This window comes from Cedecea sp. VD22 (assembly GCF_037150195.1).
Lineage (GTDB): Bacteria > Pseudomonadota > Gammaproteobacteria > Enterobacterales > Enterobacteriaceae > Cedecea.
Genome location: NZ_JBBCPX010000014.1, coordinates 17,665 through 30,128, shown reverse-complemented (window position 1 = coordinate 30,128; position 12,464 = coordinate 17,665). Strand labels below are relative to the sequence as shown.

Annotated in this window: 10 protein-coding genes; 5 read left to right on the top strand and 5 right to left on the bottom strand. The window is 55.8% G+C overall.

Annotated features, from left to right (window positions below; all coding sequences use genetic code 11):
- The first annotated feature begins 18 nt into the window (after window positions 1–18).
- Genes spoT through recG form a run of 3 tightly spaced genes read left to right on the top strand, consistent with a single transcriptional unit; the run spans window position 19 to window position 4,918 of the window.
- Window positions 19–2,139 carry a bifunctional GTP diphosphokinase/guanosine-3',5'-bis pyrophosphate 3'-pyrophosphohydrolase gene (gene spoT, locus WFK85_RS19380; RefSeq protein ID WP_166995804.1) on the top strand — a complete coding sequence of 707 codons (2,121 nt, stop codon included), beginning with the start codon at window positions 19–21 and terminating at the stop codon, window positions 2,137–2,139.
- Between the two features lie 4 nt (window positions 2,140–2,143).
- Window positions 2,144–2,833 (top strand): tRNA (guanosine(18)-2'-O)-methyltransferase TrmH, encoded by a 690-nt coding sequence (gene trmH / locus WFK85_RS19375; RefSeq protein ID WP_008457409.1) that lies wholly within the window; start codon window positions 2,144–2,146, stop codon window positions 2,831–2,833.
- 3 nt (window positions 2,834–2,836) lie between these two features.
- On the top strand, window positions 2,837–4,918 hold the full coding sequence (gene recG / locus WFK85_RS19370) for an ATP-dependent DNA helicase RecG (RefSeq protein WP_166995808.1): 2,082 nt from the start codon (window positions 2,837–2,839) through the stop codon (window positions 4,916–4,918).
- On the opposite strand, the gene gltS is transcribed toward recG, so the two are convergent.
- A complete protein-coding gene (gene gltS / locus WFK85_RS19365; protein WP_166995811.1) occupies window positions 4,915–6,117 on the bottom strand; it encodes a sodium/glutamate symporter in 1,203 nt (400 codons plus the stop codon). The two genes, recG and gltS, sit on opposite strands and share 4 nt — an antisense overlap.
- A gap of 228 nt (window positions 6,118–6,345) precedes the next feature.
- Between gltS and WFK85_RS19360 the strand changes: the two genes are divergently transcribed.
- Window positions 6,346–7,737, top strand: a complete 1,392-nt coding sequence (locus tag WFK85_RS19360; RefSeq protein WP_008457403.1) for a nucleobase:cation symporter-2 family protein — start codon at window positions 6,346–6,348, stop codon at window positions 7,735–7,737.
- Window positions 7,738–7,859: 122 nt separating this feature from the next.
- The gene (locus tag WFK85_RS19355; RefSeq protein WP_336709078.1) at window positions 7,860–9,542 is read left to right on the top strand and encodes an AsmA family protein; all 1,683 of its coding nucleotides are present in this window, start codon (window positions 7,860–7,862) and stop codon (window positions 9,540–9,542) included.
- A 13-nt stretch (window positions 9,543–9,555) separates the two neighbouring features.
- Here the strand turns inward: WFK85_RS19355 and fabY are convergent, their stop codons facing one another.
- The 4 genes from fabY to yihX are packed head-to-tail and all read right to left on the bottom strand — an operon-like array spanning window position 9,556 to window position 12,434.
- Window positions 9,556–10,497 carry a fatty acid biosynthesis protein FabY gene (gene fabY, locus WFK85_RS19350; RefSeq protein WP_008457400.1) on the bottom strand — a complete coding sequence of 314 codons (942 nt, stop codon included), beginning with the start codon at window positions 10,495–10,497 and terminating at the stop codon, window positions 9,556–9,558.
- A gap of 37 nt (window positions 10,498–10,534) precedes the next feature.
- Window positions 10,535–10,972: a D-aminoacyl-tRNA deacylase gene (dtd, locus tag WFK85_RS19345; protein ID WP_008457399.1), complete on the bottom strand. Its 438-nt coding sequence runs from the start codon at window positions 10,970–10,972 to the stop codon at window positions 10,535–10,537.
- The gene (locus WFK85_RS19340) at window positions 10,969–11,841 is read right to left on the bottom strand and encodes a virulence factor BrkB family protein (RefSeq protein ID WP_166995817.1); all 873 of its coding nucleotides are present in this window, start codon (window positions 11,839–11,841) and stop codon (window positions 10,969–10,971) included. Before WFK85_RS19340 ends, dtd begins: the two co-directional genes overlap by 4 nt.
- On the bottom strand, window positions 11,838–12,434 hold the full coding sequence (yihX, locus tag WFK85_RS19335; protein WP_166995819.1) for a glucose-1-phosphatase: 597 nt from the start codon (window positions 12,432–12,434) through the stop codon (window positions 11,838–11,840). Before yihX ends, WFK85_RS19340 begins: the two co-directional genes overlap by 4 nt.
- Between the last annotated feature and the right edge of the window lie 30 nt (window positions 12,435–12,464).

The following is a 12,464-nucleotide window of genomic DNA, read 5'->3' as shown; positions in this document are numbered from 1 at the left end:
TTAGCCTGCGGGTAGCCCTTGTATCTGTTTGAAAGCCTGAATCAGCTGATTCAAAACTATCTGCCAGAGGAGCAAATTAAGCGCCTCCGGCAGGCATACCTTGTCGCACGTGATGCTCACGAGGGACAAACACGTTCAAGCGGTGAACCCTATATCACCCATCCCGTCGCCGTTGCCTGTATCCTGGCCGAGATGAAACTCGACCATGAAACGCTAATGGCAGCGCTTCTGCATGACGTGATTGAAGACACCCCGGCCACCTACCAGGATATGGAACAGCTGTTTGGCAAAAGCGTTGCCGAACTGGTGGAAGGGGTTTCTAAGCTAGATAAACTGAAGTTCCGCGATAAGAAAGAGGCTCAGGCCGAAAACTTCCGCAAAATGATCATGGCGATGGTGCAGGATATTCGCGTCATTTTGATCAAGCTTGCCGACCGCACGCACAATATGCGCACGCTTGGGTCATTGCGCCCAGATAAACGCCGCCGTATTGCCCGTGAAACCCTCGAAATTTATAGCCCACTCGCTCACCGTCTCGGTATTCATCACCTGAAAACCGAACTGGAAGAGCTTGGCTTTGAAGCGCTTTATCCGAACCGCTACCGCGTTATTAAAGAAGTGGTAAAAGCGGCGCGAGGTAACCGCAAAGAGATGATTCAAAAAATCCTCTCTGAAATCGACGGGCGTCTTCAGGAGGCAGGCATTGCCTGCCGCGTTAGCGGTCGCGAAAAGCACCTTTACTCCATTTACTGCAAGATGACGCTCAAAGAACAGCGTTTCCATTCGATCATGGATATCTACGCGTTTCGCGTCATTGTCCATGACATGGATACCTGCTATCGCGTCCTCGGGCAGATGCACAGCCTCTATAAACCTCGTCCAGGGCGGGTGAAAGACTATATCGCCATCCCGAAAGCGAACGGCTATCAGTCCCTGCACACCTCAATGATTGGGCCGCACGGCGTCCCGGTTGAAGTGCAAATCCGTACTGAAGACATGGATCAGATGGCGGAAATGGGGGTTGCTGCGCACTGGGCTTATAAAGAGCAAGGCGAAAGCAGCACGACGGCACAAATCCGCGCTCAGCGCTGGATGCAAAGCCTGCTGGAGCTACAGCAAAGCGCCGGTAGTTCATTTGAATTCATCGAGAGCGTAAAATCCGATCTGTTCCCGGATGAGATTTACGTTTTCACCCCGGAAGGCCGCATTGTAGAGCTGCCCGCAGGTGCAACGCCGGTGGACTTCGCCTACGCGGTACATACCGATATCGGTCACGCCTGCGTAGGCGCTCGCGTCGATCGCCAGCCTTACCCGCTTTCACAGTCGTTGACCAGCGGGCAGACTATCGAAATCATCACCGCACCCGGGGCGCGTCCAAACGCCGCATGGCTTAATTTTGTTGTCAGTTCCAAAGCTCGCGCCAAAATTCGCCAAATGCTGAAAAATCTGAAGCGTGATGATTCCGTCAGTTTAGGGCGTCGCCTGCTCAACCATGCGCTCGGTGGCAGCCGTAAACTGGCTGAAATTCCTGCCGAAAATCTCCAGCGTGAACTGGACCGCATGAAGCTTGCGTCACTTGACGACCTGCTGGCCGAAATTGGCCTCGGGAACGCAATGAGCGTCGTCGTGGCGAAAAACCTGCAAGGGGAATCACCGGTTGCTGCTCAGTCAGGCACAGCGCCTTCAGCAAATCACAGCAACTTGCCAATCAAAGGTGCAGACGGCGTTCTGATTACCTTTGCCAAGTGCTGCCGCCCAATTCCGGGAGATCCTATCGTCGCTCACGTCAGCCCAGGTAAAGGGCTGGTTATCCACCATGAGTCTTGTCGAAACATTCGTGGCTACCAGAAAGAGCCCGAGAAGTTTATGGCCGTGGAATGGGATAAAGAGATCGAGCAAGAGTTTATCACCGAGATCAAGGTGGACATGTTTAACCACCAGGGTGCGCTGGCAAACCTGACCGCGGCAATAAACACTGCGGGCTCTAACATCCAGAGCCTGAACACCGAAGAGAAAGACGGCCGCGTATACAGCGCCTTCATTCGCCTGACAGCCCGGGATCGCGTCCATCTGGCGAACATCATGCGCAAGATTCGCGTGATGCCGGATGTGATTAAAGTGACCCGCAACAGAAACTAGAGTTATGAATCCTCAACGTTATGCGCGTATTTGCGAGATGCTCGCCAGACGCCAGCCGGACCTGACCGTTTGTATGGAGCAGGTGCACAAGCCCCATAACGTCTCCGCCATCATCCGTACCGCCGACGCCGTAGGCGTGCATGAAGTGCACGCCGTTTGGCCAGGAAGCCGTATGCGCACCATGGCGTCTTCCGCCGCAGGAAGTAATTCCTGGGTTCAAGTCAAAACACACAAAACTATCGGCGAAGCCGTCCGGCAGCTCAAAAGCGGCGGCATGCAAATTCTGGCGACTCATCTTTCCGATAAAGCCGTCGACTTCCGTGAGATAGATTACACTCGCCCCACCTGCATTCTGATGGGTCAGGAAAAAACCGGCATTACCGAAGAGGCGCTCGCGCTTGCCGATCAGGACATCATTATTCCTATGATCGGTATGGTGCAATCCCTGAACGTGTCCGTCGCCTCGGCGCTGATTTTGTACGAAGCCCAGCGCCAGCGCCAAAACGCAGGCATGTATCAGCGTGAAAACAGTACGTTACCGGAAGCTGAGCAGCAGAGACTGCTGTTTGAAGGTGGTTATCCTGTGCTGGCGAACGTTTCCCGCCGGAAAGGCTTACCGTACCCACATGTGAATCAGCAGGGTGAGATAGAAGCTGATGCCGCATGGTGGGCCACGATGCAGTCGGCGAAATAAGCCATGAAAGGCCGCCTGCTGGATGCCATACCGCTAAGCACGCTTGCCGGAGTAGGCGCCAGCCAGAGCGGAAAGCTGGCCAAAATAGGCCTGCATACCATCCAGGATCTGCTGCTGCACCTGCCGCTTCGCTACGAAGACCGTACCCATCTTTACCCCATTAACGACCTTCAGGCGGGCCTGTACGCCACGGTGGAAGGCGAAGTGCTGAACAGCAATATCACCTTCGGCGGACGCCGGATGATGACCTGCCAGATTAGCGACGGCACCGGCATTCTCACGATGCGTTTCTTCAATTTCAACGCCGCGATGAAAAACAGCCTTTCTGCCGGCAAGCGCGTGCTCGCCTACGGTGAAGCCAAACGTGGCAAATACGGTGCCGAGATGTTCCACCCTGAATACCGCATTCAGGGCGACCTCAGTACGCCGGATCTGCAGGAAACGCTCACGCCGGTTTACCCGACGACCGAGGGAATCCGCCAGGCTACGCTACGTAAGTTGACCGATCAGGCACTCGAGCTGCTGGATACCTGCGCAATTACCGAACTTCTGCCCGCCGAACTGAGTCAGGGCATGATGAGCCTGCCGGAGGCATTACGCACCTTGCACAGGCCGCCGCCGGACATGAAACTGGCCGATCTGGATACCGGTAAACACCCGGCTCAGCAGAGATTAATCCTCGAAGAGCTACTTGCCCATAATCTGAGTATGCTGGCGCTACGAGCCGGGGCACAGCGCTATCATGCGCTACCGCTGGTTAATCACGACGCACTAAAAAACCAGTTACTTGCTGCCCTGCCCTTTAAGCCTACCGGAGCTCAGGAGCGAGTCGTCGCAGAAATAGAACGAGATATGGCGCTGGACGTACCTATGATGCGTCTGGTGCAGGGCGACGTAGGTTCCGGTAAAACGCTGGTTGCCGCCCTGGCAGCCCTTCGTGCTATCGCACACGGTAGGCAGGTTGGCCTGATGGCCCCCACAGAATTGCTGGCTGAGCAACACGCCAATAACTTCCGTCAGTGGTTTGAACCATTAGGTATCGAGGTAGGCTGGCTGGCCGGGAAGCAAAAAGGCAAAGCCCGGATTGCGCAACAGGAAGCCATTGCCAGCGGCCAGGTTTCGATGGTGGTTGGCACTCACGCTATTTTCCAGGAGCAGGTTCAGTTTGCCGGGCTGGCGCTGGTTATCATTGATGAGCAGCACCGTTTTGGCGTGCATCAACGCCTGGCGCTGTGGGAAAAAGGTCAGATTCAGGGCTTCCATCCTCATCAGCTGATCATGACCGCAACGCCGATTCCACGCACGCTGGCGATGACTGCCTATGCTGACCTCGATACCTCAGTCATCGATGAATTGCCGCCGGGACGAACGCCAGTCACTACCGTGGCAATAGCGGACACCCGCCGCAGCGAGATAATTGAGCGAGTACGCAACGCCTGCCGCGACGAAAAACGTCAGGCATACTGGGTTTGTACGCTGATTGAAGAGTCTGAACTGCTGGAAGCCCAGGCTGCGGAAGTGACCTGGGAAGAGCTAAAAACCGCCCTCCCGGAGCTTAACGTTGGTCTGGTACACGGACGCATGAAGCCACAGGAAAAACAGGCGGTAATGCAGGCCTTCAAGCAGGGCGAACTGCATCTTCTGGTCGCCACCACGGTGATTGAAGTCGGCGTGGATGTGCCCAACGCCAGCCTGATGATCATCGAAAATCCTGAGCGTTTAGGGCTTGCGCAACTCCACCAGCTCCGCGGCCGTGTTGGCCGTGGCGCCGTGGCCTCTCACTGCGTGCTGCTGTATAAATCCCCGCTATCCAAAACGGCACAGCTTCGCCTGCAGGTGCTGAGAGACAGTAATGATGGTTTTGTGATCGCGCAAAAAGACCTGGAGATCCGCGGGCCTGGCGAGCTGCTAGGAACTCGCCAGACGGGTAACGCAGAATTCAAAGTGGCCGATCTGCTGCGGGACCAGGGAATGATCCCGCAGGTTCAGCGCCTGGCGCGCCACATCCACGAACGCTATCCTGAACAGGCTAAGGCGCTGATCGAACGCTGGATGCCGGAAACCGAGCGTTACTCCAACGCTTAAGCAAACAGCGGTAGCATCAGGAACAGCTTGATCACCACCGCATTCACGATGTCGATAAAGAACGCCCCCACCATCGGCACCACCAAAAATGCCATATGCGACGGACCAAATCGCTCGGTAATCGCCTGCATATTAGCAATCGCCGTCGGTGTGGCGCCCATGCCAAAACCACAGTGACCGGCGGCCAGCACCGCCGCATCGTAGTTTTTGCCCATCAAACGCCAGGTAACAAAGATAGCGTACAGCGCCATAAACAACGTTTGTACGGCCAGAATAGCCAGCATCGGTAACGCCAGAGAGGCCAGTTCCCAAAGTTTAAGGCTCATTAACGCCATTGCCAGGAACAGCGAAAGGCTGACGTTGCCCAGTACGGAAACCGCCCGTTCGAAGACACGATAGAAACCCACGGCCGCGAGCAAATTACTGAGAATCACGCCAATAAACAGCACGCAGACAAACGTCGGCAGCTCAAAAGGTGTGCCCTGCAATAACCCAGCAACGACACGCCCTATCGTCAGGCAGATAGCAATCAGGGCGATGGTTTCAATCATCACCAAAGAGGTAATGACCCGCCCGACATCTGGCTTTTCAAACGCGCCTGGGATCTCGTTGTCTTCAGGCGCACCATTCGGCGTAGACGAATGTTTAACCAGGTAGCGGGCAACCGGGCCACCAATTAAACCGCCCAGCACCAGGCCAAAAGTCGCACAGGCCATAGCGACTTCCGTCGCATTCTGGAAACCATAGCGTTCGGTAAAGAGTTTGCCCCAGGCTGCACCGGTACCGTGCCCGCCGGACAACGTTATCGAACCTGCCAGCAGCCCCATCAGCGGATCGAGCCCCAACATGCTGGCCATACCGATGCCAATGGCGTTCTGCATGACCAGTAGCCCAACGACGATAAACAGGAAAATCCCCACCACTTTCCCGCCTTTGCGCAAACTGGCGATATTCGCATTCAGGCCGATTGTGGCAAAGAAAGCGAGCATCAAAGGATCTTTGAGGCTCATATCAAACTCAATTTCCCAGCCCATGCTCTTTTTCAGGACAAGCAGGGCTATCGCCACCAGCAGCCCACCGGCCACGGGTTCAGGAATAGTGTATTTTTTGAGGAAAGGGACCGAGTGGACCATTTTACGCCCCAGAAGCAGCACTAACGTGGCGGCCACCAGGGTAGAAAGGGTATCAAGATGAAACATTGCAGGGCTCCTTTTATTGCGCATCCATCATTCGCGCTTAATTATCCTTCGCTGTTATTTCCTTCATGGATGAAATCAGCCGGCGCATTTTAACCAAAAAATGCGCCTTCGTTATAACTAATGCTCAATTCATGACATTTCGCTCTTATCCCATCAGGCTAGCAATCGTTTGCTTTTGCCGTTCAGTCCGTTAAAATCAGCGCTTTTCCAGCCATGAGATCGTCACTGATGTCCGTGAATGCCGTAGAGTCAGATAATGCGCAACCGGTTGCGCAGACTCGCCCGAGCGAACTAATTTATCGCCTTGAAGACCGCCCGCCGCTGCCACAAACCCTTTTTGCCGCCTGCCAACACCTGCTGGCGATGTTTGTGGCTGTGATTACACCGGCATTGTTAATTTGCCAGGCGTTGGGGTTACCGGCATCGGACACACAGCACATTATCAGCATGTCTTTGTTTGCCTCTGGCGTGGCTTCGATTATTCAAATCAAAGCCTGGGGTCCAGTAGGTTCAGGTTTGCTGTCGATTCAGGGCACCAGCTTTAACTTTGTCTCTCCGCTGATTATGGGCGGCATGGCGCTGAAAAATGGCGGTGCGGACGTGCCGACGATGATGGCGGCACTCTTTGGCACGCTGATGCTTGCCAGCTGCACGGAAATGCTGATTTCACGCGTGCTGCATCTTGCTCGTCGTATCATCACTCCTCTGGTTTCCGGCGTGGTGGTCATGATTATCGGTCTGTCCCTGATTCAGGTTGGGCTGACCTCTATCGGCGGTGGCTATGGCGCCATGGCCGATCACACTTTCGGCGCACCGAAAAATCTGCTGCTGGCAGGCGCAGTTCTGCTGGTTATTATCCTGCTGAACCGCCAGCGTAATCCTTACCTGCGCGTAGCGTCCCTGGTCATCGCGATGGCCGTGGGCTATCTGCTCGCCTGGGCTCTGGACATGCTGCCAGCCACGACTCAGGCCGCGAACACCGACCTCATCATGGTTCCTACGCCGCTGTATTACGGACTTGGCATCGACTGGAGCCTGCTGATCCCGCTGATGCTGGTGTTTATGGTGACTTCGCTGGAAACCATCGGCGACATCACAGCCACCTCCGACGTCTCCGAACAGCCCGTTTCCGGCCCGCTGTACATGAAACGCCTGAAGGGCGGCGTACTGGCTAACGGTCTGAATTCCTGCGTTTCTGCCGTGTTCAATACCTTTCCGAATTCCTGCTTTGGCCAGAACAACGGGGTTATTCAATTGACCGGCGTTGCCAGCCGCTATGTGGGCTTTGTTGTCGCCCTGATGCTGATCGTGCTGGGCCTGTTCCCGGCAGTAAGCGGCTTTGTACAGCATATTCCTGAACCTGTTCTCGGCGGCGCAACGATTGTGATGTTCGGCACCATTGCCGCTTCCGGGGTGCGTATCGTCTCCCGCGAGCCGCTGAACCGCCGCGCGATTATGATCATCGCCCTGTCGCTCGCCGTTGGCCTTGGCGTGTCCCAGCAGCCACTGATCCTTCAGTTCGCGCCTGACTGGCTGAAAACCCTACTCTCTTCGGGCATTGCTGCCGGTGGGATCACGGCCATCGTGCTTAATCTGATTTTCCCGCCAGAAAAAGAGTAACGCCCATACGCGCCGGCAATGATTTTTTGCCGGCGCGAAATCTCCTTTGACAATCCCCTCCTTGAGCTACAGCGGTAAATCGGGCATAACACCCTTAGCGAAACTGAAAGGGGTGGAAGGCAATGAAATTCCTCGGAAAGCTGGTTCTTATCCTGTTGGGCCTTGTGATACTGGCGCTGGTTGCCTTTTACATCCTGCTGCAAACCCGCTGGGGCGCGGGCCAAATCAGCAGTTGGGTGAATGAAAAAACGAGCTACCACCTCTCTTTCAATGAGATGGCGCATGACTGGTCTTCGCCCACCCATCTGGTGTTCCATAACGTTACTTTTGGCCGCACCGGCCAGCCCGCGACTCTGGTCGCGAAGAGCGTGGATATTGGCCTGAGTACGCGCCAGTTTTCTCAGCCTCTCTATGTCGACACTATTTTGCTCCAGCAAGGGACGTTAAATCTCAGCGCAAATGCGGTTCCACTCCCGCTTGAGGCAGATAAGCTGCAGTTGCAGGATATGGCGATTAACAGCCCGGATAGCGAGTGGAATCTCAGCGCCCAGCGCGTTGAAGGCGGCGTGGCCCCCTGGCTGCCGCAGGCCGGAAAAGTGCTGGGTAACAAGGCCACTATCGCTTTCAGCGCAGGTTCTCTGACGCTCAACGGGATTAACGCCAGCAACGTCCTGCTGCAAGGGACGCTGGATAATGAACAGGTCACGCTGACCACTATCGGGGCGGACGTTGCTCGCGGCTCGCTGACGGGTAATGCCCACCGCAACGCCGACGGCTCATGGCAGGTGGGCAGCCTGCGCCTCAATGACATTCGCCTTCAAACGGCAAAATCACTCACCGATTTTCTTGCGCCAGTAACATCTGTTCCCTCGTTAACTATCGATCGCCTTGAAATAACCGATGCACGACTGGAAGGGAAAGAGTGGGCGGTAAGCGACCTTGCCCTTAGCCTGCGGAATCTGTCGCTGGCGAACGGGGGATGGCAAAGCGATGACGGCCAGCTGTCGATGAACGCCAGCGAATTCATTAACGGTTCGCTGCATTTGCAGGATCCGATCGTGAACGTCGATTTTGCCCCGGCAGGTGCCACGCTCCGGCAATTTAGTTCGCGCTGGGAGGGAGGCCTGGTTCGAGCTTCCGGGCAATGGTTGCGCGACGGTAATCAAGCGGTGATGGATGAAGTGGTCGTAGGCGGGCTGGAATACACGCTCCCGTCCAACTGGAAGGCCCTGTGGATGGAGAAACTGCCTGACTGGTTGAACAGCGTTACGGTGAAAAAGTTTTCGGCAAACCGTAATCTGGTTATCGATATCGACCCAGACTGGCCATTCCAGTTCACCGGGCTGGATGGCACCGCCACGAATATCCAGCTGGCACGAGATCATCAGTGGGGTATTTGGTCCGGCAATGCCTCGTTTAATGCCGCGGCGGCCACCTTTAACCGCATTGACGTGCGGCGCCCGTCGCTGTCGCTGACGGCGAACCAGAGCCAGATCGCGATCACGGAGCTAAGTGCGTTCGCGGGTGAAGGCTTACTGGAAGCCAGGGCAAACGTAAGCCAGACGCCTCTGCGTGCGGTGAGCGTTAGCCTGAAGGGCCAGAGCGTGCCGGTGAATGTGTTGCACGCCTGGGGCTGGCCTGCTCTGCCGCTCGAGGGGAACGGAAATCTGCAGCTTTCGGCGACCGGGCAGGTGGCCGCAGGCACTGCGCTGAAGCCCACCGTAAATGGCACCTTGCAGGCCACCAGCGCCAGTGGGCAACAGATTCAACAGACTATGCGTAACGGAGATGTGCCCGGCGCGTAGCTTGTATCCTAACCTATTCCTCTTCGTTTCCGCCCTCTTCCAGAGGGCCGAACGGCTTAGCTGGCAGCACCAGATAGACGCCTTCAAACACCGCGCCGGGCGTGTCATTGCCGTAAAGCTCGACTTCAAGCGCTACGCGAGCTTTGCGGCCCCGGGCCAGCCTGTCCAGATCGCCACTCAGCGACCCCAGGTCAGCCGTAGCCCCCGGTTTTCCGGTGATCGGTTTGCTATAACGGATATGGGCATCGGCCAGAATAATCGTCCCGCCGAGATGCCGCTCACGCAGCATCAGCCAGATAAGCCCCCAGCCGGTTAACGTGGCCAGCGAGAACAAACTCCCCGCGAAGAGCGTGTGGTGCGGGTTTTGGTTGCCCGTTTCCGGCATCGTGGTGATAAATTTTTGCCCAGTGTACTGCTGAATACGCACGCCCATTTTCTCGCTCAGAGGAATATGTTCGTACCAGGCCTGTTGAAGCTGCCCGCACCAGTCGCCCCGATGCAAGATGTCATCAAGCGTAGCGACCGGCTTAATCATCAGGAAGTGGCGTACCGGCGTGGTTTGCGGGGTGGTGATTTCCCCTTGATTCACAAAGCCAAGCTTGGCAAAAAATGGAACGGCATCTTCACGTGCGCTACAGGTCACGCGCTTAACGCCTTCCTGGCGCGCCACGGACTCCAGCGCCATCGCCACCAGCGTCCCTAAGCCTTTATCCTGAACCGACGGGTGCACCGCCATAAAGCGAATCGCGGCTTCGTTATCGGCATTGATATAGAGGCGGCCCACGGCAACGGTATTGCCCTCTTCATCGACCACCATCTGATGATGCGCCATTGCATCCCAGGCATCGCGCTCGGAACCTTTTGGCTGATGCAGCGGTTTGCGCAACATTTCCCAGCGGAACTGGTAATAACGATCTAGTTCTTCTTCTGTTTGTGGCACACGAAGGTGATACATACATTGTTCTCTCGTTGCGCGAGCCGGATGGCGAGGGTTACACCTGCAGCCAGAACGTCACCGGCCCGTCATTAATTAGCGAAACCTGCATATCGGCGGCGAAACGCCCGGTTGGGGCGTCGATACCTTGTTGTTTGCAGCGCTCGACAAAATATTCATAAAGGGCTTCAGCCTGCTGTGGCGCTGCGCCACCGGAGAAGCTCGGACGCATCCCGCGTTCCGTGTCCGCCGCCAGCGTAAATTGAGACACCACCAGCAGGCTGCCGCCCGCCTGCTGGACGTTCAGGTTCATCTTGCCCTGCTCGTCGCTGAAAATTCGATACCCTAATACACGCTCGCACAGGCGATTGGCTTTCTGTTCGTTGTCTTCTTTTTCGACACCCAGCAACACCAAAAGTCCGGGACCAATTTCACCCGTCACTTCACCCTCCACGGTGACGCTGGCACGGGTAACACGCTGAATTAATGCAATCATTGTTCTTCCAGTTCTTCCTGCTCTGCAGCCTGTTGCAATTTACGGTAGTCGCCCAACGAAGCGGTGATTTCCGCCCCCAGCAACACGATACACCAGGTCCAGTAGACCCAGACAAATAATATGGGGATCACCGCCAGCACGCCGTAAATCAACTGGTAAGAGGGGAACATGGTGATATAGAGGGCAAACCCCTTCTTACCCAGTTCAAACAGCAGCGCGGCAACCAGCGAGCCTATCATGGCGTCCTTTGCCCGCACGCTGGTCGTCGGCACCAGGCTGTAGAGCAGCCAGAACGCAAGCCAGGAAAGCAGCAGAGGAAAAATACGCAGGACTTCATCAAGCATGCTGTTGAGTTCTGAGGCCCAGCGTAGAGAAAGGAGGTAAGAGCTTATCGCCAGGCTGGCCCCGGCCAGCAGCGGCCCGAGCGTCAGGATCATCCAGTAAATGGCAAAGGAGTACACCTTTGGCCTCGCGCGCTTACTGCGCCAGATAGTGTTCAACGCGCTATCTACCGCATACATCAGCAGTAGCGAGGTGACGATCAGACCAATGGCCCCCACCGCCGTCATTCTGTTGGAGTTCGCGACAAACTGTTCGATGTAGCGCTGAATTACATCGCCAGTGGCGGGCATAAAATTGGCAAAAATGAAGTGGCGCAGCTGAACGCTGATATCGGCAAACATCGGGAAGGCGGCAAACAGCGCAAAGACAACCGCCACCAGCGGCACCAGAGACAGCAATGACACATAGGCAAGGTTACCCGCCAGGGTCGTCATGTTGTCCTGGTCGATACGCTGCCACAGCAGTTTGCCCCAGGCCCAGAGAGGCCTGAGGCGATGCACAGTTTTACGGGGCACGCTTTTAATCATCCTTGTTTAGCAAACCAGTCGGGGATAGTTTGCTTGTCGATCACCTGAATGCTGGTGATGCCCAACGCTCGTGCACCGTGAATATTGTCGGCATTATCATCGAAGAATACGGCCTGATCGGCAGAGAAGCCTTCTTCCTCTAGCACCTTAAGGTAGATTTCCGCGTCCGGCTTGCGCATCCCCATTTCCTGGGAGAGGTAGATTTTATCGGCCGACTGCGCCACTTCCGGGTATTCATCAGGCCAGAAACCCGTATGCAGGCGGTTGGTGTTGGAAAGCACCACCACGCGATGCCCCTGCTCGCGCAGCTTCTGCATGACGCCAATGGTCTCTTTGCGCAGGCCAATGAAAATCGCCTGCCAGCCCGCGGCAAACTGCTCGTAGCTCAGCGCCACGTCCATCTCGTGGCATAAGCGTTCGGCAAACACTTCGTCCGTTATCTGCCCACGTTCATGCTGATGGAAGGTTTCTCCCATCGCGAAACTTTTCTGCAGGTTGGCTAACGGCACCCGGCTGTAATCGCTCCAGACGCCGAGCACGCGATTAAAGTCGATATCAACGATGACGTTACCTAAATCAAAGATATACAGCATGCGCACCTCCTTTCCGACATGGAGAAATAA

Bases quoted from the DNA above. Each gene is read 5' to 3' on its own strand.
- trmH (WP_008457409.1), top strand. From the start codon at position 2,144: ATGAATCCTCAACGTTATGCGCGTATTTGCGAGATGCTCGCCAGACGC.
- recG (WP_166995808.1), top strand. From the start codon at position 2,837: ATGAAAGGCCGCCTGCTGGATGCCATACCGCTAAGCACGCTTGCCGGA.
- gltS (WP_166995811.1), bottom strand. From the start codon at position 6,117: ATGTTTCATCTTGATACCCTTTCTACCCTGGTGGCCGCCACGTTAGTG.
- WFK85_RS19360 (WP_008457403.1), top strand. From the start codon at position 6,346: ATGTCCGTGAATGCCGTAGAGTCAGATAATGCGCAACCGGTTGCGCAG.
- WFK85_RS19355 (WP_336709078.1), top strand. From the start codon at position 7,860: ATGAAATTCCTCGGAAAGCTGGTTCTTATCCTGTTGGGCCTTGTGATA.
- fabY (WP_008457400.1), bottom strand. From the start codon at position 10,497: ATGTATCACCTTCGTGTGCCACAAACAGAAGAAGAACTAGATCGTTAT.
- dtd (WP_008457399.1), bottom strand. From the start codon at position 10,972: ATGATTGCATTAATTCAGCGTGTTACCCGTGCCAGCGTCACCGTGGAG.
- WFK85_RS19340 (WP_166995817.1), bottom strand. From the start codon at position 11,841: ATGATTAAAAGCGTGCCCCGTAAAACTGTGCATCGCCTCAGGCCTCTC.
- yihX (WP_166995819.1), bottom strand. From the start codon at position 12,434: ATGCTGTATATCTTTGATTTAGGTAACGTCATCGTTGATATCGACTTT.